We start from the raw sequence: 19,709 nt of genomic DNA, 5'->3' as shown, positions 1-19,709 counted from the left end.
TATCCACGGAAGGCTCTCCGCACACCGACCACCTCGGGAACGGAGAGCCTTTCCATGTCCGACGCCTCCCTGTCCGACGCCCAGATCACCGGCCTCACCGACGCCGCCGTCCTCACCGACCACGCCGACCTCGCCGACCTCGCCGGCTTCCAGACCGCCTTCCCCGTGCGGCCCGACCGGGTCGTCGAGGCCGCCGGACCCGACGACGTCCGCGCCGCCGTCCGGTACGCCGCCGCGCACGGGCTCACGGTCACCGTGCAGTCCACCGGCCACGGCCGCGGCGGACCCGTCGAGGGCGGGCTGCTGCTCCTGACCCGTCGCATGGACGAGGTCGTCGTCGACCCGGCGGCCCGCACCGCGCGGGTCGGCGCCGGGGCCCGCTGGGGCCAGGTCGTCGAGGCCGCCGCGCCGCACGGCCTCGCGCCGCTGAACGGCTCCTCGCCGGGCGTCGGCGTGGCCGGCTACCTCCTCGGCGGCGGCCTCGGCATCCTCGGCCGCACCTACGGCTGGGCGGCCGACCACGTCCGCGCCCTCGACCTGGTGACGGCGGACGGCACCCTGCGGCGCCTCACACCGCGCGACGAGCTCTTCGGGGCGGTGCTCGGCGGCGGGCACGGGCTCGGCGTGGTCACCTCCGTCGAGGTCGGCCTGGTGCCGGCCGCCCGGCTCTACGGCGGCTCGCTCGCCTTCGACGGCGCGGTCGTCGACCCGGCCGCGCTGCTGCGGACCTACGCCCGCTGGACGGCCGAGCTGCCGAGGACGCTGACCTCCTCGCTCGCCGCCCTGGTCTACCCGGACCTGCCCGCGCTGCCGCCGCACCTGCGCGGCCGGTACGTGCTCTCGGTGCGGGTCGCCTTCACCGGCGACGCGAGCGAGGGCGAGCGGCTGGTGGCGCCGCTGCGGGAGGCCGGGCCCGCGCTGTCCGACTCGCTGCGGGAACTCCCGTACGCCGAGAGCCACACGATCCACGCCGACCCGGACGTCCCGCACGCCTACTGGGGCGACGGACTCCTGCTCGACGCGCTCGACCCGGACGCGCTCGCCGAGGTGCTGTGGCTGACCGGCCCGCAGGCCGGGCGGATGGCGGTCGTGCAGCTCAACCACCTGGGCGGCGCGCTCGGCGAAGGCGCGCCGAACTCCGTGCCGTACCGCGAGGCCGCCTGGCTGGTGCGCGCGCTCTACCCGCTCGACGCCGAGGGCCCGGCGCCCGTCCGGCGGCTGCACGCGCGCGTCGCCGAGGTCCTGGCGCCCCGGACGCTCGGCCGTGCGGTGAACTTCGCCTTCGGCGACCGGGAGCGCCGGGAGGGCCTGTACGACGCCGGAACGGCGAAGAGGCTCGCCGCGGTCAAGAGGGAACTCGACCCGGCGAACCTCTTCGAAAGGGCGTGAGGAGGGCTCAGCCCTTGCGGCCGATCAGCTTCCAGGAGGCCGGCAGGGCGCCCATGGCGAGGGCCGCCTTGAGCGCGTCGCCGACGAGGAACGGGGTGAGGCCGGCGGCGACGGCCTGACCGGCCGTCATGCCGGTGGACAGCGCCAGGTAGGGCACGCCGACCGCGTAGATGATCGCGGAGCCGAGCACCATCGCGCCGGCCGTGCGCGCCACCGAGCGGTCGGCGCCGCGGCGGGCGAGGGCGCCGACGACGGTGGCGGCGAGCACCATGCCGAGGATGTAACCGAAGGACGGCATGGACCAGCCGGAGGAGGCCTGGGCGAACCACGGCACGCCCGCCATTCCGGCGACGGCGTACAGGCCGAGGGCCAGGAAGCCGCGGCGGGCGCCGAGGGCGGTGCCCACGAGCAGCGCGGCGAAGGTCTGGCCGGAGACCGGGACCGGGGAGCCGGGGACGGTGACGGACAGCTGGGCGGCGAGGCCGGTCAGCGCGGCGCCGCCGACGACCAGCGCGAGGTCGCGGACGCGGCTCGCCGGGATCAGGTCGGCCAGAACCGTTCCGGACCGGAGGGAGGAGACGGGGGCGGCGGCGGTGCTCATCGGTACTCCGCGGGGTGACGGGGACAAGGGGACAGGGCGGTCAGGCTCGACCGTATGCCAGGAGTGAGCGGCCGATCACCATCAGCCGCCCACAAAGCGGAGGTTGAGCCCTTCGTGGAGATCAAACAAAGCCCGCGGTTCCCGCCCGGCGCCACGTGACGCTGGTCACTGGGCACTCCTGCCAAGTGGTCCTTTTTGCGCCATGGGACGACGACAGGAGAGACTGTGGGGTCTCCATAAACCTCCCAGAGCACGAGCCTCCCCATGCACGACGCCCCGCCGCCTCTTCCGGACGCCGGACGAGAGCCCCTGTCCCCCGCGCTGAAGCAGCGTCACCTCACGATGCTGGGGCTCGGCGGTGTGATCGGCGCGGGCCTCTTCGTGGGCTCGGGCGCCGGCATCGCGGTCGCGGGCCCCGGCATCGTCGTGTCGTACCTGATCGCGGGCGCGCTGGCGATGCTGATCATGCGGATGCTGGGCGAGATGTCGGCGGCGATGCCGGCCTCGGGCGCCTTCTCGGTGCACGCGGAGCGGGCGCTGGGCCGCTGGGCGGGCTTCTCGGTGGGCTGGCTGTACTGGTTCCTGCTGGTGGTGGTGCTCGCGGTCGAGGCGACCGGCGCGGCGCGGATCGCGCACGGCTGGGCGCCGGGTGTCCCGCAGTGGGGCTGGGTGCTGCTGTTCATGGTGGTGTTCACGGTCACGAACCTGGCGGCGGTGAAGAACTTCGGCGAGTTCGAGTTCTGGTTCGCCGCGCTCAAGGTCGGCGCGATCGTCCTCTTCCTCCTCCTCGGCGTGCTCGCGATCACGGGCGTGCTGCCGGACACGGATCCGGTGGGGCTCACCCACCTGACCGGGAACGGCGGCTTCCTGCCCCACGGCTGGTCGGGCGTGGTCTCGGGCGTCCTGGCGGTCGTCTTCGCGTTCGGCGGTCTGGAGGTCGTGACGATCGCGGCGGCCGAATCGGACGATCCGGCGCGCAACGTGGCGCGGGCGGTGCGCAGCGCGGTGTGGCGGATCCTCTTCTTCTACGTGGGTTCGATGCTGGTGATCGTGACCCTGCTGCCGTGGACGGCGATGCGGCCGGGCGAGTCCCCGTACGTGGCGGTCCTGGACGCGATCGGCGTGCCGGCGGCCGGGCAGATCATGAACGTGGTGGTGTTCGTGGCGCTGCTCTCGGCGCTCAACGCCAATCTGTACGGCTCCTCGCGGATGGTGTTCTCGCTGGCCGAGCGCGGCGAGGCGCCGCGGGGCCTGCTCGCGGTGTCGGGCGGCGGTGTGCCGCGGCGGGCGGTGCTGGCGTCGGTGGCGTTCGGCTTCGTCTCCGTGCTGCTCAATCTCAAGTGGCCGGATTCCGTCTTCCTCTACATGCTCAACGCGGTCGGCGCGGTGCTGCTGTTCGTGTGGGCACTGATCGCGGTCTCGCAGCTGCGGCTGCGGCGGCGGATCGAGCGCGAGGCGCCCGGGACGCTGTCCCTGCGAATGTGGGGCTTCCCGTGGCTGACCTGGGCCGCGCTCGCGGCGATGGCGGCGGTGCTGGTGCTGATGCTCCTGGACGACGGGGCGCGGCCGCAGGTGCTGTGGTCGAGCGGGGCGACGGCGGCGGTGCTGGCGGTGGCCGGGCTGCGGGAGCTGCGCGCGGGGCGGCGGGCGGCCGGCGAGGGCGCGGGCCGTGCGGGGACGGGCGGTGCGGGGACGGGCGGGGACGCCGCGGAGTCCGCCGCACACACGCCGTACACGAAGGGGAACTAGTTCTTCACCTTGTGTGAAGGTCGTGCTCGTATAGCGGACATCCGTTCCCTGTGAGCGGTGCGGCCCCACAGACTGTGGCCCACCCTCCCCGTCTCGGCTACTGAACAGGGTTCGCCCATGTCCCGGACCACCGCGGGCCTGTCCCCCGGTCTCAAGCAGCGCCATCTCTCGATGATCGCCCTCGGCGGCGTCATCGGCGCCGGCCTCTTCGTCGGCTCGGGCGCGGGTATCGCCGCGGCCGGCCCGTCCATCGTCGTCGCGTACGCGATCTCCGGTGTGCTCGTCATGCTGGTGATGCGGATGCTGGGCGAGATGTCGGCGGCGAATCCCGCCTCCGGTTCCTTCTCCGTCCACGCCGAGCGCGCCTTCGGCCCGTGGGCCGGCTTCACGGCGGGCTGGGCCTTCTGGTTCCTGCTCTGCGTGGCGGTCGGCCTGGAGGGCATCGGCGCCGCGAAGATCATGACCGGCTGGTTCCCGGGCACCCCCGAATGGGCCTGGGTGGCCCTCTTCATGGTGGTGTTCTGCGGCACGAACCTGGCGGCGGTGAAGAACTTCGGCGAGTTCGAGTTCTGGTTCGCCGCGCTCAAGGTCGGCGCGATCGTCCTCTTCCTCGGCATCGGCGTGCTCGCGATCGTCGGCGTCCTGCCCGGCACCGACGCGCCCGGCACCGCCAACCTCACCGGCGCCGGCGGCTTCTTCCCGCACGGCTCCGAAGGCCTGATCGTCGGCCTGCTCGCCTCGGTCTTCGCGTACGGCGGTCTGGAGACCGTCACCATCGCCGCGGCCGAGTCCGAGCACCCGGTGCAGGGCGTCGCCAAGGCCGTCCGTACGGCGATGTGGCGCATCGCGCTCTTCTACATCGGCTCGATGGCGGTCATCGTCACGCTCGTCCCGTGGGGCGACAAGGCGGTCGTCGAGAAGGGCCCCTACGTCGCCACCCTCGACCACCTGGGCATTCCGGCGGCTGGCCAGATCATGAACGTGGTCGTCCTGGTCGCGCTGCTGTCGGCGATGAACGCCAACATCTACGGCGCCTCCCGCATGGCCGGCTCACTGGTCGCCCGCGGCCAGGGCCCGCAGGCGCTCGGCCGGCTGTACGGCGGCGTGCCGCGCCCGGCCGTCCTGGTCTCCTGCGTCGTCGGCTTCGGCTGTGTGCTGCTGAGCTACTGGTCGCCGGACAAGGCCTTCATCTGGCTGCTCAACACCATCGGCGCGATCATCCTCGTCGTCTGGTTCTTCATCGCCGCCTCCCAGCTGGTGCTGCGCCGGCGGACCGAGCGCGAGGCGCCCGAGAAGCTGGTCGTGAAGATGTGGGCCTTCCCGGTGCTGACCTGGGTGGCGCTGGCCGGCATGGCCGCGATCTTCGTCCTGATGGCCCGCGAGGAGGGCACCCGCGTCCAGCTGTACTACACCGGCGCCCTGACGCTGGTGCTCGCGGTGGCCGGCTTCGCGCTGCAGAAGGCGCGCGGTGACCGCGGCGAGACGGCGACCGCGGCGGTGGCCGAGGACGCGGCCGTCGAGGACGCCCTCACCCGGGACGCGGTGGCCGACAAGGCCTGACCCGCTCCCCCGTCACTCCGACGCACGAAGCCCCGCCGGGCGCATGCGCCCGGCGGGGCTTCGTGCTGCCTGGACCAGCGGCCTAGGTCCAAGGGCTGATGATCTTCCGCCCGCACCTGCTGCTAGCCTGCACTTGCATATAGTTTGCAACAAGCAGTCAGTCGAAGGGCTCGGCACATGGCGATCTACACACTTCCGGAGCTGCCGTACGACTACGCGGCGCTGGAGCCGGTGATCAATCCGCAGATCATCGAGCTGCACCACGACAAGCACCACGCCGCCTACGTCAAGGGTGCGAACGACACGCTGGAGCAGCTGGAGGAGGCCCGCGACAAGGAGCAGTGGGGCGCGATCAACGGCCTGGAGAAGAACCTGGCCTTCCACCTCTCCGGCCACATCCTGCACTCCATCTACTGGAACAACATGAACAGCCCGAAGGACGGAGGCGGCGGCGAGCCGCTGGCCGCCGACGGGGTCGGCGACCTCGCCGACGCGATCACCGAGTCCTTCGGCTCCTTCGCCAAGTTCAAGGCCCAGCTGACCAAGGCCTCCGCCACCACCCAGGGCTCCGGCTGGGGCGTGCTCGCCTACGAGCCGATCAGCGGCCGCCTCATCGTCGAGCAGGTCTACGACCACCAGGGCAACGTCGGCCAGGGCTCGGTGCCGGTCCTGGTCTTCGACGCCTGGGAGCACGCCTTCTACCTGCAGTACAAGAACCAGAAGGTCGACTTCATCGAGGCCATGTGGCAGGTCGTCAACTGGCAGGACGTGAACAGGCGTTACCAGGCCGCCAAGGCCTCGGTGCCGCTGATCTCGTTCTGAGGGCGCCCGCTCCCGCCCCACGATCGTCCTGCTCGTGATCGTCTTCTCAACCTTCACCCGCAGGCGGAAAGACGAAGAACCCCCGCGATGACGTGAATCGCGGGGGTTCTTCCGTGCGCGCTCAGCCCAGGTTGGAGAAGTCCGGGCCCTTGGTGCGGGTGCGCTTGATCTCGTAGAAGCCGGGAATCGAGGCCACCAGAAGCGTGCCGTCCCACAGCTTGGCCGCCTCCTCGCCCTGCGGCGCGGGCGTGACGACCGGGCCGAAGAAGGCGACCTCGGTGCCGTCCGGGCCGGGAACCGCGATGACCGGCGTGCCGACGTCCTGGCCGACCTTCTCGATGCCCTCCTTGTGGGAGGCGCGCAGCTCGCGGTCGTACACGTCCTTGTCGGCGTACTCGACGAGGTCGGCGGGCAGGCCGACGTCGGTCAGGGCGCCCTCGATGGCCTCGCGGGTCGGGCCCTCGCCCTTGTTGTGGAAGCGGGTGCCGAGCGCGGTGTAGAGCGGGCCGACGACGTCGTCGCCGTGCAGCTCCTTGGCGGCGACGACCACCCGGACCGGGCCCCAGGCCTTGGTCTCCAGCATCTCCCGGTACTCCTCCGGAAGCTCGTCCAGCTTGTCCTCGTTGAGGACGGCGAGGCTCATCACCTTCCACCGGACGTCGACCGGGCGGACCTTCTCCACCTCGAGCATCCAGCGGGAGGTCATCCACGCCCACGGGCACAGCGGGTCGAACCAGAAGTCGGCGGTGGTCCTGCTCTCGGACATGTCACTCCTCAGCGATGGATGCGATTTACGCCAGAAGGCGGAACGCCACGGCGGCCCGGCGCATTCCCCCGGTGCCGGGCGACAGTGGCACATGGCAGGATCGGTGCTGTTTCGAACGAGCCACGAAGGAGTGACCGTGCCCGGTGAGAATCTGTCCCGCGACGAGGCCCGCGAGCGGGCCGAGCTGCTGTCCGTCGACGGGTACGAGGTCGCCCTCGACCTGCGGTCGGCGGTCGGCGAGTCCGGGGAGGGCGTGCGCACCTTCCGCTCGGTGACCACCCTGCGCTTCCGCCGCACCGGCACGGGCGACACCACCTTCGTCGACCTGATCGCCCCGTCCGTCACCGCGGTCACCCTCAACGGCCGGGCGCTCGACCCGGCGGCCGTCTTCGACGGCTCGCGGATCACCCTCGACGGGCTGGCCGACGAGAACGTGCTCGTCGTCGACGCCCGGTGCGCCTACAGCCGCACCGGCGAGGGCATGCACCGCTTCGTCGACCCGGAGGACGGCGAGGTCTACCTCTACACGCAGTACGAGCCGGCCGACGCCCGTCGCGTCTTCGCCAACTTCGAGCAGCCCGACCTCAAGGCGCCCTACCGCTTCGAGGTGACCGCGCCCGAGGGCTGGACGGTCTGGTCCAACGGCGTGGGCGAGCAGGACGCCGACGGCGTGTGGCGGTTCGCCGAGACGGCGCCGATCTCCACGTACATCACGTGCGTCGTCGCCGGCCCGTACCACTACGTGACCGACACCTACAAGCGCGGCGACATCGAGATCCCGCTGGGCGCGATGTGCCGCAAGGGGCTCGCCCGGCACTTCGACGCGGACGACGTCTTCCTGATCACCAAGCAGGGCTTCGACTTCTTCCACGACAACTTCGACTACCCGTACCCCTTCGGGAAGTACGACCAGGCCTTCGTCCCCGAGTACAACCTCGGCGCGATGGAGAACCCGGGCATGGTCACCTTCCGCGAGGAGTACATCTACCGCGGCAAGGTGACGCAGGCGGCGTACGAGCGCCGGGCCAACGTGATCCTGCACGAGATGGCCCACATGTGGTTCGGCGACCTGGTCACCATGGTGTGGTGGGACGACCTGTGGCTGAAGGAGTCCTTCGCCGACTTCATGGGCTCCTTCTCGCTGGCCGAGGCCACCCGCTTCACCAACAGCTGGGTGACCTTCGCCAACAACCGCAAGTCCTGGGCGTACCGCGCCGACCAGCTGCCGTCCACCCACCCGATCACGGCCGACATCCGTGACCTGGAGGACGCCAAGCTCAACTTCGACGGCATCACCTACGCCAAGGGCGCCTCCGTCCTCAAGCAGCTGGTGGCGTACGCGGGCCGGGACGCGTTCCTGGAGGGCGCGCGCCGCTACTTCAAGCGCCACGCCTACGGCAACACGCGCCTGGGCGACCTCCTGTCCGTCCTGGAGGAGACCTCCGGCCGGGACATGAAGGCCTGGGCGAAGTCCTGGCTGCAGACCTCCGGGGTCAACACCCTCACGCCCGTCGTCACCTACGACGCCGAGGGCCGGATCACCGAGCTGGCCGTCCTGCAGGACGGCGACGAGCTGCGTCCGCACCGCGCCGCCGTCGGCCTCTACCGGCTCTCGGGTGGCGAGCTGGTGCGGTACGCGCGTGCCGAGGCCGACATCGTGGGCGCGCGCACCGTCGTGGCCGACCTCGCCGGTGCCGAGAAGCCGGACCTGGTCCTGGTCAACGACGACGACCTGACCTACTGCAAGGTCCGCTTCGACGAGGGCTCGCTGGCCACCCTGCGCGGCCACCTCGGCGACATCACCGACCCGCTGGCCCGCGCCCTGTGCTGGTCGGCGCTGTGGAACCTGACCCGCGACGGCCTGATGCCCGCCCGCGACTTCCTGCGGGTGGTGCTCGACTTCGCGGGCCGCGAGACCGACATCGGCGTGCTGCAGATGGTGCACGCCTGGGCGCGGTCGGCCGTCACCCACTACGCGGCGCCCGACCGGCGCGCCGAGGGCGGGCGGCTGCTCGCCGAGGGCGGCCTGCGCGAGCTGCGCCTGGCCGAGCCGGGCAGCGAGCACCAGCTGACCTGGGCGCGCTTCTTCGCCGCGGTGGCCTCCTCGGACGCCGACCTCCAGCTCCTGGAAGGTCTGCTCGACGGCTCGGCCGCGATCGACGGGCTGGTCGTGGACCAGGAGCTGCGCTGGGCGTTCCTGGAGCCGCTGGCCACGCACGGCCGCGCGGACGAGGCCCGGATCGGCGCCGAGCTGGAGCGGGACGACACGGCCACCGGCAAGCGTCACCAGGTGCGCTGCCTGGCCGCGCGGCCCTCGGCGGCGGTCAAGGCGCAGGCCTGGGCGCAGGTCGTCGAGTCGGACGCGCTGTCCAACGCGCTGGTGGAGGCGACGATCGCGGGCTTCGTGCGGCCCTCGCAGCGCGAGCTGATCGCGCCGTACGCGGAGAAGTACTTCGCGGTGATCGAGCGGATCTGGGCGGACCGGTCCATCCAGATCGGCATGGACGTCGTGCGCGGCCTGTTCCCGGGCCTGCAGGACCGCCCGGAGACGCTGGCGGCGACCGACGCCTGGCTCGCGGACCACGCGGACGCGGCGCCGGCGCTGCGCCGTCTCGTGCTGGAGGCGCGCGACGACCTGGCGCGGGCGCTGCGGGCGCAGGAGTGCGACGGGCGCGCGGAGTAGCCGCGTCCGTCGTATGAGCGGACAGTGAGGACGGCCCCCGGCGGTGCGCGCACCGCCGGGGGCCGTCGTACCTCGGCACTCGAACGCGCGTACTTTAGTGCGGTCTTGTCCGGATTGGGCAACGCCCTTGCAACAGCGGTTAATCGGGCCCCGGACGACGGAAGACCGTCGGCATGAACCACAACACCCCCAAGGCTCCCGTCCCTCCCCTCCCCCGCACCGGCGTCGACCGCTTCCGCGAGGCCGTCCGCCACGCCCGCCCCGAGGCGATGCTCACCGGGCTCGCGGCGCTGTCGCTGCACCGGTTCGCCTCCGCTCCGTCGGCCGGCATGATCGACCGGGTCGACGTCCTGGTGCCGCGGACCCGTCGGCTGCGTTCGACCGGTCAGGTGCGGGTGGTGCGGGCCGCCGATCCGCCGCGGCCCGTCGAGATCGACGGGCTGCCGGTCGCCCCGGTCCCGCGGGCCCTCGCCGACGCGGTCTCGGCGCTGTCCGACGCGAGCGTGGTGCGCCGGCTGCTCACCGAGGCGGTGAGCGCCGGGCACTGCGAACCGGGTGCGGTGGTCCGTGAGTTGAGCCGGCTGCGGCTGCTGACCCGGCCGCACGTGGTGGACGCGGTGGACTCGCTGCTCGCCGAGGGCCGCTCGATCGCCGAGGACCGGCTGTACGCGATGGTGCGCGAGTTCGCCCTGCCCGACCCGCTGTGGAACGTGGACCTGCGGCTCCCGGGCGGCCCGCACCTCGGCGGCGTGGACGCCTACTGGCCGGACCAGGCGGTGGCGGTGGAGCTGGACACCCGGGCGCCGCGGCAGGACGACGACGCGCTGTGGTCGGAGTACACGCGCAAGCGCGAGCACCTGGAGCGGCTCGGCATCACCGTCGTCCACATCACCCCGCGCAAGCTGCGCGAGGCGATGGACCAGCAGGCGACCGTGGTCCGTACGGCGCTGATGGCCGCGCCGGACCGGCAGCCGGCCGCCTACGTCGTCGTCCTGCCCCGCTGAGGGCCGCCGACGGCTAGCGCTCGGCCGGGGCGGTGCCGCAGAACTCCGCCTCGATGACGGACTGGGTGTCGCCCGTCCAGTCGGCGTTGAAGTTCCCGGCGAGGGAGTGCTCGCCGTTCCGGGTCACGTGGGCCTCGGAGTGGGAACCGTGGATGCCGCCGCCGTGGCCCCAGACCTCCTTGCCGCAGCTCAGCTTCTGCCGCATCAGTCCGAGCCCGTAGCCGACGCCGGGCAGCTCGGGCGAGATCTGCACGGTGTCCGTCATCTCCTTCATCTCGGCCGCGGGCAGCAGCCGGCCCTTCAGCAGGGCGCGGTAGAAGGTCTGCAGGTCGTTGGAGTCCGAGATCATCTCGCCGGCGGCGCCCGCGATGCTCGGGTTCAGGTCGGTCACGTCGTAGGTCGGGCCTCCGGTCTCGCGCGAGAGCTTGGAGTAGGCGCCGGAGTTCGGCTTCGGCATCCGGGACTTCGTGCCGGGAACGGTGGTGGCGCGCAGCTTCAGGGGCTTGATGATCCGGTTCTCGACGGCGGTGCCGTAGGGGCGGCCGGTGACCTTCTCGACGACCATGCCGGCGAGCACGAAGTTGGTGTTGGAGTAGTTCCAGGAGGCGCCCGGGGCGAAGTCCGGCTCGTGCGCCATGGCGACGTCGACGAGCTGCTTCGGGGTCCAGGTGTCGTAGCGGTGCCGGAGGAAGCCGGGGCCGAACACCTTCTCCTGGAAGGCGGTGTCCTCGGTGTAGCTGTAGATGCCGCTGGTGTGGTTGAGCAGCTGGCGGACGGTGATCTTCCGGCCGTCGTGGCCGTGTCCCCGGACCACGCCGGGCAGCCACTTCTCGACCGGGTCGTCCAGGTCGAGGCGGCCCTCGGCCTGGAGCTGGAGCAGGACGGTGGCGGTGAAGGTCTTGGTGATGGAGCCGACGCGGAAGCGGTCGCCGCCCTTGCGCGCGCCGGCGGTGCCGGTCCAGCGGTCCTTGCCGTCGCGGGCCTGGGCGACCGCGCCGGGCACGCCCGCGGCGACGGCCGCGTCCAGGGCCTGCTGGGTGGCGGTGTGGGCGGCCTGGCGGGCGGCGGGCTTCGGCGGCGTGGCCGAGGGCGCGGCGACGGCGGGCGCGGCGAGCGCGGTGGCGGCGATGCCGGCCACGAGGCCGGCGGCGAGGACGGTACGGACGGTGCGTGCGGCGGTCATGCGGGCTCTCCCGTGATCGTTCGTGCGGTCACGGGAGGGGACCGCGCGGCACGTGCGGCGGGTTGAGCCCGCTCGGGACGGTTGAGCCGTTTTCAGCCGTTCGCCGGATCGGTGAGGTGCGAGCGGCCCGACGGCGGCCGGTCGCGCCAGAGTTGGAGCCCGATGTCGACGAGTTCGACGCGGTCGAGGGAGGTCACGGAGTCGAGCGGGTGCCAGGCGGCGAGGTCGGTGGAGCCGTCGGTCTCGTTGCGCAGGGCGCCGCCGGTGATCCGGACCTCGTAGAGGATGCGCAGGCCCTGCCAGTCGCCCGGCCCGCCGAGGCGGCGCAGCCAGTTGCGGCGGATGGAGTCGATGCCGAGGAGGGCGGTGGGCTCGGCGGTGTATCCGGTCTCCTCGGCCACCTCCCGTACGACGGTCTGGACGGGCTCCTCGCCGTGGTCCATGCCGCCGCCGGGCAGGGTCCACCGCCTGGCGCCGTCCTTCGTCACCCAGCGGGCGAGGAGTATCTCGCCGTCCCGTACGCACACGGCGTAGGCCGCCACCCTCAACTCGGTCTTCATGAAGGGAGGTTAGGGGTTTTATCGCCGCCTAGAGCCAGTACGCGGGGTAACGGCGGCCCGTGAGGCGGGCGCCGGCCAGGCCGGTGGCGACGAGGAGGACGGCGGCGAGGGCGAGCAGGCCCAGGAAGAGCCAGAACGGCGGATTCTGGAGGGTCACGATCACCGCGGTCGCGGCGGCGGGCGAGTGCGGGGTGCGGGCGGCGGCCATCACGCCGAGGGCGAGGCCGCCGGCGACCGCGGCGCCCCACGGTCCGGGCCCGGCGAGCGTGAGCACGGCGAAGCCGGTGAGGGCGGAGAGGAGTTGGCCGCCGACGACGGAGCGGGGCTGGGCGAGCGGCAGGTCGGGCGCGCCCGCGACGAGCGCCATGCTCGCGGCGAGCGGCGGGATGAGCAGCGGCTCGTGGAGGACGGTGCCGAGGGCGACGAGCAGGAGCAGGGCGGTGACGCTGACGGCGGTGGACGCGAGCAGGACGCGGGCGCGGGGGCGGGCGGGCGCGGCGGCCGGGGCGGGCGGTGCGACGGCGGCGGCGGTGGTCGGGGCGGGCGGTGCGACGGCGGCGGCGGTGGTCGGGGCGGTCGTCATGGGCGGTCCTCCGGGACGGGCGGGTTGGCCGGGGAGTATGCGGGCGGCGACCAGCGGAGCGGGCTCGCGGCCGGGGTTTCGACGGCGTGGTCGAGGCGGAAGCGGACCACGCGGCCCTCGGGGCCGTACTCGGTGTGGGCGAGGCCCGTGAGCTGGAGGGTGGTGCCGGTGGTCCAGTCGAGGAAGAGCAGGCCGGCGCGGCCGTCCGCCTCCAGGTTGCCGAGGGTGAGGAACATGGCGTTGCCCGGATAGTCGGGCCAGCTCAGTTCGGTGGGCGAGACGAGCGTGACGAAGCCCGGGTTGCCGCCGCGGTGGCTGGCGTCGACGCCGTCGGGCGCGACGCTGGCGACGAAGAAGGTGTCGGCGGTGCGGACGAGGCGCTGCTGGCCGGGGCTGAGCACGGTGCCGTGCCGTGCGGCGCCGGCCTCGGGGGCCGGCGTGCCGGCGAAGCCGTACAGCTCGCGCTGCTGGAGGTACTTGGGGCAGTTGGAGAAGACCTGGTCCGCCTCGACGGTGAAGCCGCGTGCGCTGCGGCGGGCGGTGCCGTTGAGCCGCATGCGGCGGCGGGTGCGCGGGTCGAGGACGATCGTGCCGACGGGCGCGTCGTCGGCGGTGCCGTCGGGCAGCGCGGCCGCGACGGAGAGGGTGTGCGGGCCGGCGGCCCGGGCGAAGCCGGGCCGGCCGGTGAGCAGGTGCGCCCAGATCCTGCCGTGCCGGTCGGGGGCGCCGAGGACGAGCATCGGCTGCGCCTCGAGGAAGGCGGCGGCGACGGGGCGGATGCCGTCGGTGACGGACCGGCCGACGTGGTCGGCGAGCTGCCGGACGCCGACGCGCTCCTGCACGGCGACGGAGCCGGAGTGGTACGCGCGCATGGGTGCTCCTCAGGTGCGGGCGGGTGGGCGACGGGGGCCTCTAGAAGAATCCGCAGGTCGGAGCGGCGCCGGAGGGGGCTTCGGCGTCGTCGGCGAGCTGGGGGACCGAGATCTCCAGGCGGGTGCCGTCCGGGTCGTGGAAGAAGATGCCGCCGGAGGACGCGCCTTCGGCGTGGGCGACGACGCCCTCGTAGGCGAAGGTCGTGCCGCGCTCCGTGAGGGCCGCCTCCGCCGCGCGCAGGTGGTCGGCGGACTCGGCCTGGAAGGCGAGGTGGTGCAGGCCGGCGCGGCCGGAGTCGTAGGCGCCGTCCGCCTGCTGCCAGAGGGTGAGGACGAGGCGGCCGTCCTGGCCCAGGAAGGCGTAGCGGCGGCCCTCCTCCTTGCCCTCGCCGATCAGTTCGAAGCCGAGGACGTCTCCGTAGAAGCCGAGCGAGCGCTCCAGGTCGGTGACGTTGAGGCCGATGTGGGCGGTGCTGAGCGTGCCGATGGACATGGCGGTTCCCCTTCCGAGGGCCTTCCGGGCGGTGGCTAACCTCTCACAACGACTTTAGAGGTTAGATCCCGTCGCGCGCAACCGGTCACGTACTCTTGAGGGGTTAGTCCGAAAACCGTCCGTCGAGGAGGCCGTCCGCCATGACCGTCACCGACCCGCGGCCGCTCACCGGCGAGCCCGTCTCCCTGGACCTGCTCAACACGCGCTGGAACGAGGACGGCGTCCGCCAGGACCTGCTCACCGGCACCGAGGGTCTCGCCGTCTGGCTGGCCGCCAACGGCCTCGACCGGCGCTTCACGGCCGACGCGGCCACCCTGCGCCACACCCTGGCCGCCCGGGACGCGCTCGCCGCGCTCGTCGACCGGCCCGGCGAGCCCGCGGCCACCGCCCGGGTCGACGCGATCCTCGGTCACGGCCGGATCCGGGCCACCCTCACCACCGAAGGCCCCGGCGAGGAGCCGGAGTTCGCCGACCCGGCCTGGGGCCCCGGCTGGACCGCCGCCCGCGACTACCTCGATCTGCTGCGGGCCAATCCGGAACGCATCCGCGGCTGCGCGCACGAGGCGTGCATCCTGCACTTCTTCGACACCTCGCGGAACGGCACCCGCCGCTGGTGCTCGATGGCCGCGTGCGGCAACCGGGCCAAGGCCTCGCGCCACTATGCCCGTACAAAGGACAACTAGTCCCGACAGCCCGTCCCGGCACAACGCCCCCGTTGGGGCCGTTTCGTCCCGCATGGCGCATGCTCCGCAGTGGCGGATGTGCGCCATGTGCGCATTCGGCGGCCTTGCAACTCTCCCCAAACCCCGGTCGTTTACGAAAGGCTGAGCGGTCATCCGGTACCGGAATCCGGACCCTCTCCTTCATCTCAGGGATGTAAATGACCACCCCCGAAAAGCAGAGCTCCATACCCGGGCGCTCGAACACCGGGACCAGACGCGCGGCCCGCATCGCCGCCGCCGCCGGCCTCGTGACCGCGCTCGTCGCGGCCGGCGCCGCCCCGGTCCTGGCCGCCGACGACCCGGCGGCCGGCAACCCGGCCACCCACCCGGTGAAGACCGCCGACCCGGCCGACAAGCTCGGCACCACCGACGCCCAGCGCCTGTCCGACGCCGAGGCCGCCGGCGCGCCGAACGTCACCCTCCTCGTCGCCACCGCCCCCGGCGCCACCGAGCAGGTCGCGGGCCAGCTCGACGCCGTGCCCGGCGCCTCCGTCGGCCGGCAGGACGACAAGCTCGGCTACGTCCGCGCCACCGTGCCCACCGGCAAGGCCGACGCGGCCATCAAGGCCGCCGGCAAGCTCTCCTCGGTCCAGTCGATCGACCTCCAGGCGGAGATCGAGCTCGACGACCCCACGCCGGACGCCGGCACCACCGGAGCCGTCGAGGGCACCACCGTCACGAAGACCTGGCCGGCCCCCGGCAAGGACACCCCGGCGAAGAACCCGTACAACCCGTCCCACGAGACGGGCGCGGTCGACTTCGTCAAGGAGCACCCCAAGGCCGACGGCCGCGGCGTGACCATCGGCATCCTCGACTCCGGTGTCGACCTCGGCCACCCGGCCCTGCAGAAGACCACCACCGGCGAGCGCAAGATCGTCGACTGGGTCACCGCCACCGACCCGCTCACCGAGAGCGACGGCACCTGGCGCGCCCAGGTCACCCCGGTCACGGGCCCCGTCTTCACCGCCTCCGGCCAGAGCTGGAAGGCTCCCGAGGGCGCCTACACCTTCAGCCGCTTCAGCGAGTCCGTCACCAAGGGCGGCGACCCGAAGGGCGACATCAACCGGGACGGCGACACCACCGACGTCTTCGGCCTGCTGTACGACGCCGCCGCCGGCACCGTCCGGGTGGACAACGACCAGGACGGCGACTTCACCAACAACGCGCCGATGAAGCCGTACAAGGACGGCGCGCAGGTCGGCTACTTCGGTACCGACAACCCGGCCACCGACGTCGTCGAGAAGACCCCGTTCGTCGTGCAGATCCGCAAGGACGTGCCGATGGACCCGCTGGGCGGCAGCTGGGTCGGCCAGAAGCGCGACTTCGTCAACATCGGCCTCGCCGAGTCCGCGCACGGCACCCACGTCGCCGGCATCACCGCCGCCAACGGCCTGTTCGGCGGCAGGATGAACGGCGCCGCGCCCGGCGCGAAGATCGTCTCCGCCCGTGCCTGCACCTGGACCGGCGGCTGCACCAACACCGCGCTCACCGAGGGCATGATCGACCTCGTCGCCAACCGCGGCGTCGACATCGTCAACATGTCGATCGGCGGCCTGCCGCTGCAGAACGACGGCGACAACGTGCGCGCCCGCCTCTACACCCGTCTCATCGACGAGTACGGCGTGCAGCTGGTCATCTCGGCCGGCAACGAGGGCCCCGGCATCAACACGATCGGCGACCCCGGCCTGGCCGACAAGGTCCTGTCGGTCGGCGCGGCCGTCTCCCAGGACACCTGGGCCGCCAACTACGGCTCGGCCGTCGAGAAGAAGTACGCCATGTTCCCCTTCTCCTCGCGCGGCCCGCGTGAGGACGGCGGCTTCACCCCGACCATCTCCGCGCCCGGCTCGGCCGTGAACACCATCCCGACCTGGCTGCCCGGCGCGGGCGTCCCGGAGTCGGGCTACGCGCTGCCCGCCGGCTACGGCATGCTCAACGGCACCTCGATGTCCTCGCCGCAGGCGGCGGGCGCGAGCGCGCTGCTGATCTCCGCGGCGAAGCAGAAGCACCTCGCGCTGTCCCCGCTCACCCTGCGCACCGCGCTCACCTCGACCGCCCAGCGCATCCCGGGCGTCGCGGCCCACGAGCAGGGCGCCGGCCTCATCGACATCGAGGAGGCCTGGGAGTCGATCAAGGACGGTGCCACCGCCCACGACTACAAGGTCCAGGCCCCGGTCGACACCGTGATCTTCCCGGCCCCGCACACCGGCACCGGTGTGTACGACCGCGAGGGCGGCCTCAAGGTCGGCCAGAAGAAGGTCTACGACGTCACCATCACGCGCACGAACGGCCCGGACCGGGCGATCGAGCACGAGCTGGACCTGAAGTACAACGACGGCACCTTCCGCATCCTCGGCGACGACGAGATCGACCTGCCGCTGAACAAGCCGGTCACCGTCCGTCTGGAGGCCCGTCCGCGGACCGCCGGCGTGCACAGCGTCATCCTCGAGGCCGACGACGAGCGCACCGAGGGCGTCGACAAGCAGATCCTCGCCACCTCGGTCGTCTCCCACGACCTGGCCGCGCCGGGCTACGGCTTCACCGCCACCGCCTCGACGCAGCGCAACAGCCACAAGTCGTACTTCGTGACCGTGCCCAAGGGCGCCAAGTCGCTCGAGGTCTCGCTCGGCGGGCTGAAGGAGAAGAGCCAGACCCGGTTCATCACCCAGCACCCGTACGGCGTGGCCCTCGAGGACAACGCGACCAACCAGTGCTACCCGCACTACAACCCGGCGAACACCTGCCGCCCCGACGTGCGCTCCTACGCCAACCCGATCCCGGGCGTCTGGGAGATCATCGTCGAGTCCCGCCGTACCTCGCCCGACCTGGACAACCCGTTCACCCTGAACGTGTCCGTCCTCGGCGCCGGCTTCGACCCGGCCGTCCAGACGGTCTCCGAGGCGAAGATCGGCACGCCGGCTCCGGTCACCTGGAAGGTCACCAACGGCTTCGCCGCGCTCGACGGCCGGCTCAAGGGCGGCCCGCTCGGCTCGCAGAAGACCGAGAAGTCGACCATCCAGCACCACGAGCAGCAGATCAAGACCGTCACCATCGGTGAGGGCGTGGAGCGCCTCGACATCGCCATCGGCAACACCTCCGACCTGGCCGCCGACCTCGACCTCACGGTCAAGCTGGGCGACACCCAGGTGGGCCAGTCCGCCGACGGCGACTCCGAGGAGTCCGTCACCCTGATCAAGCCCGCCGCGGGCACCTACACCGTCGTCATCGACGGCTACTCGGTGCAGGCCGCCGGCGGCACCAGCTACGACTACAAGGACGTGTACTACTCGTCCGCGCTCGGCTCCGTGAAGGTCGACGAGTCGAAGCAGGTCCAGCTGGCCAACGGCGCCGCCGCCGAGGTGGCCGCCGAGGTCCTCGTGAACGCCGCCGCGCCCGAAGGCCGGCAGTTCTTCGGCGAGGTCCAGCTGCTGAACGCGCGCGGCACCTCCGCGGGCACCGGCAGCGTGGTGATCGAGAAGGTCACGCCGTAGCACCGCACGACCCAAGCGGGGCGGGCGCCGGAACCCGGCGCCCGCCCTTCGGCGTCTTCCGACCCGTCCCGTCCCTTGGACAATCGATTGGACAAGGCGGCCGTGGACATACGCATCATGGATGGCAGCACCCTGCACAAACGTACGGAGGAGTCCCCGTGAAGGTCGGAATCGTCGGAGCCACCGGTCAGGTCGGCACAGTCATGCGGAAGATTCTGGCCGAGCGGAAGTTCCCGGTGGACGAGCTGCGGCTGTTCGCCTCCGCCCGCTCCGCGGGCACCGTCGTGGACGGCGTCACGGTCGAGGACGCCTCCACCGCCGACTACACCGGCCTGGACATCGTCCTCTTCTCGGCCGGCGGCGCCACCTCCAAGGCCCTCGCCGAGAAGGTCGCCTCCCAGGGCGCCGTGGTGATCGACAACTCCTCCGCCTGGCGCCGCGACCCCGAGGTCCCGCTGGTGGTCTCCGAGGTGAACCCGCACGCGGTCAAGGACCGCCCCAAGGGCATCATCGCCAACCCGAACTGCACCACCATGGCCGCCATGCCGGTCCTCAAGCCGCTCCACCAGGAGGCCGGCCTGACCGCGCTGGTCGCCACCACCTACCAGGCCGTCTCCGGCTCGGGCGTCGCGGGCGTCGCCGAGCTGCGCACCCAGGCGTGCGCCGTGGCCGAGAACGCCGACCAGCTGGCCTTCGACGGCGAGGCCGTCGACTTCCCCGAGCCCGCCGTCTACAAGCGTCCCATCGCCTTCAACGTCGTCCCGCTGGCCGGCTCGATCGTCGACGACGGCACCTTCGAGACCGACGAGGAGCAGAAGCTCCGCAACGAGTCCCGCAAGATCCTGGAGATCCCGGACCTCAAGGTCTCCGGCACCTGTGTGCGCGTCCCGGTCTTCTCCGGCCACTCGCTCCAGGTCAACGCCCGCTTCGAGCGTCCGATCAGCGTCGAGCGCGCCTACGAGCTGCTGAAGGACGCCGAGGGCGTCGAGCTCTCCGAGATCCCGACCCCGCTCCAGGCGGCCGGCAAGGACGCCTCCTACGTGGGCCGCATCCGGGTCGACGAGACCGTCGAGAACGGCCTCGCGCTGTTCCTGTCCAACGACAACCTGCGCAAGGGCGCGGCGCTGAACGCCGTGCAGATCGCCGAGCTCGTGGCGGCGGAGCTGCGGGGCTGACACCGGCCCGTACGCATCGGAGGGCGGCCGTCCGCAAGGCGGCCGCCCTCCGGCGTGTT

16 protein-coding genes are annotated in these 19,709 nt (G+C 72.3%); 9 read left to right on the top strand and 7 right to left on the bottom strand.

What is annotated here, in order from left to right:
* Positions 1-54 precede the first annotated feature (54 nt).
* Entirely contained in the window at positions 55-1,389 is a 1,335-nt protein-coding gene (locus tag ACIGO8_RS26495) for an FAD-binding oxidoreductase (RefSeq protein ID WP_399735533.1), read from the top strand.
* Positions 1,390-1,396: 7 nt separating this feature from the next.
* On the opposite strand, the gene ACIGO8_RS26490 is transcribed toward ACIGO8_RS26495, so the two are convergent.
* A complete protein-coding gene (locus ACIGO8_RS26490) occupies positions 1,397-1,990 on the bottom strand; it encodes a biotin transporter BioY (RefSeq protein WP_399735530.1) in 594 nt (197 codons plus the stop codon).
* A 264-nt stretch (positions 1,991-2,254) separates the two neighbouring features.
* On the opposite strand from ACIGO8_RS26490, the gene ACIGO8_RS26485 reads away from it, so the two are divergent.
* The 3 genes from ACIGO8_RS26485 to ACIGO8_RS26475 all read left to right on the top strand — a co-directional run bounded on the left by ACIGO8_RS26485 (position 2,255) and on the right by ACIGO8_RS26475 (position 6,121).
* Positions 2,255-3,739: an amino acid permease gene (locus ACIGO8_RS26485; protein ID WP_399735527.1), complete on the top strand. Its 1,485-nt coding sequence runs from the start codon at positions 2,255-2,257 to the stop codon at positions 3,737-3,739.
* Positions 3,740-3,856: 117 nt separating this feature from the next.
* Entirely contained in the window at positions 3,857-5,299 is a 1,443-nt protein-coding gene (locus ACIGO8_RS26480) for an amino acid permease (RefSeq protein ID WP_399735524.1), read from the top strand.
* 177 nt (positions 5,300-5,476) lie between these two features.
* Positions 5,477-6,121 (top strand): superoxide dismutase, encoded by a 645-nt coding sequence (locus ACIGO8_RS26475; protein ID WP_399735521.1) that lies wholly within the window; start codon positions 5,477-5,479, stop codon positions 6,119-6,121.
* Positions 6,122-6,242: 121 nt separating this feature from the next.
* Here the strand turns inward: ACIGO8_RS26475 and ACIGO8_RS26470 are convergent, their stop codons facing one another.
* Complete coding sequence (locus ACIGO8_RS26470; protein ID WP_399735517.1) at positions 6,243-6,887, bottom strand: DsbA family protein; 645 nt, start codon at positions 6,885-6,887, stop codon at positions 6,243-6,245.
* A gap of 136 nt (positions 6,888-7,023) precedes the next feature.
* Here ACIGO8_RS26470 and pepN point away from each other — a divergent pair, with 136 nt between their 5' ends.
* On the top strand, positions 7,024-9,570 hold the full coding sequence (pepN, locus tag ACIGO8_RS26465; protein WP_399735515.1) for an aminopeptidase N: 2,547 nt from the start codon (positions 7,024-7,026) through the stop codon (positions 9,568-9,570).
* Between the two features lie 173 nt (positions 9,571-9,743).
* Complete coding sequence (locus ACIGO8_RS26460; RefSeq protein ID WP_399735512.1) at positions 9,744-10,574, top strand: hypothetical protein; 831 nt, start codon at positions 9,744-9,746, stop codon at positions 10,572-10,574.
* Positions 10,575-10,587: 13 nt separating this feature from the next.
* On the opposite strand, the gene ACIGO8_RS26455 is transcribed toward ACIGO8_RS26460, so the two are convergent.
* From ACIGO8_RS26455 to ACIGO8_RS26435, 5 genes are all read right to left on the bottom strand, one after another.
* Positions 10,588-11,757 (bottom strand): serine hydrolase domain-containing protein, encoded by a 1,170-nt coding sequence (locus ACIGO8_RS26455; RefSeq protein WP_399735510.1) that lies wholly within the window; start codon positions 11,755-11,757, stop codon positions 10,588-10,590.
* Between the two features lie 92 nt (positions 11,758-11,849).
* Entirely contained in the window at positions 11,850-12,317 is a 468-nt protein-coding gene (locus tag ACIGO8_RS26450; RefSeq protein ID WP_399735508.1) for an NUDIX hydrolase, read from the bottom strand.
* Positions 12,318-12,345: 28 nt separating this feature from the next.
* A complete protein-coding gene (locus ACIGO8_RS26445; RefSeq protein WP_399735505.1) occupies positions 12,346-12,900 on the bottom strand; it encodes an HPP family protein in 555 nt (184 codons plus the stop codon).
* Positions 12,897-13,772 (bottom strand): pyridoxamine 5'-phosphate oxidase family protein, encoded by an 876-nt coding sequence (locus tag ACIGO8_RS26440; protein WP_399735502.1) that lies wholly within the window; start codon positions 13,770-13,772, stop codon positions 12,897-12,899. Before ACIGO8_RS26440 ends, ACIGO8_RS26445 begins: the two co-directional genes overlap by 4 nt.
* A 40-nt stretch (positions 13,773-13,812) precedes the next feature.
* Positions 13,813-14,265, bottom strand: a complete 453-nt coding sequence (locus ACIGO8_RS26435; protein ID WP_399735499.1) for a VOC family protein — start codon at positions 14,263-14,265, stop codon at positions 13,813-13,815.
* Positions 14,266-14,405: 140 nt separating this feature from the next.
* Between ACIGO8_RS26435 and ACIGO8_RS26430 the strand changes: the two genes are divergently transcribed.
* The 3 genes from ACIGO8_RS26430 (at position 14,406) to ACIGO8_RS26420 (ending at position 19,650) form a co-directional block, all read left to right on the top strand.
* Positions 14,406-14,948, top strand: a complete 543-nt coding sequence (locus ACIGO8_RS26430; RefSeq protein ID WP_399735496.1) for a CGNR zinc finger domain-containing protein — start codon at positions 14,406-14,408, stop codon at positions 14,946-14,948.
* 197 nt (positions 14,949-15,145) lie between these two features.
* Positions 15,146-18,475, top strand: coding sequence for a S8 family serine peptidase (locus ACIGO8_RS26425; RefSeq protein ID WP_399735494.1), 3,330 nt, complete (start codon positions 15,146-15,148; stop codon positions 18,473-18,475).
* A 158-nt stretch (positions 18,476-18,633) separates the two neighbouring features.
* Positions 18,634-19,650: an aspartate-semialdehyde dehydrogenase gene (locus ACIGO8_RS26420; protein ID WP_399735492.1), complete on the top strand. Its 1,017-nt coding sequence runs from the start codon at positions 18,634-18,636 to the stop codon at positions 19,648-19,650.
* Positions 19,651-19,709 lie beyond the last annotated feature (59 nt).

The sequence above is a fragment of the Streptomyces sp. NPDC053493 genome, from assembly GCF_044544825.1.
Taxonomy (GTDB): domain Bacteria; phylum Actinomycetota; class Actinomycetes; order Streptomycetales; family Streptomycetaceae; genus Streptomyces.
This window is presented reverse-complemented; position numbering and strand designations above follow the sequence as displayed.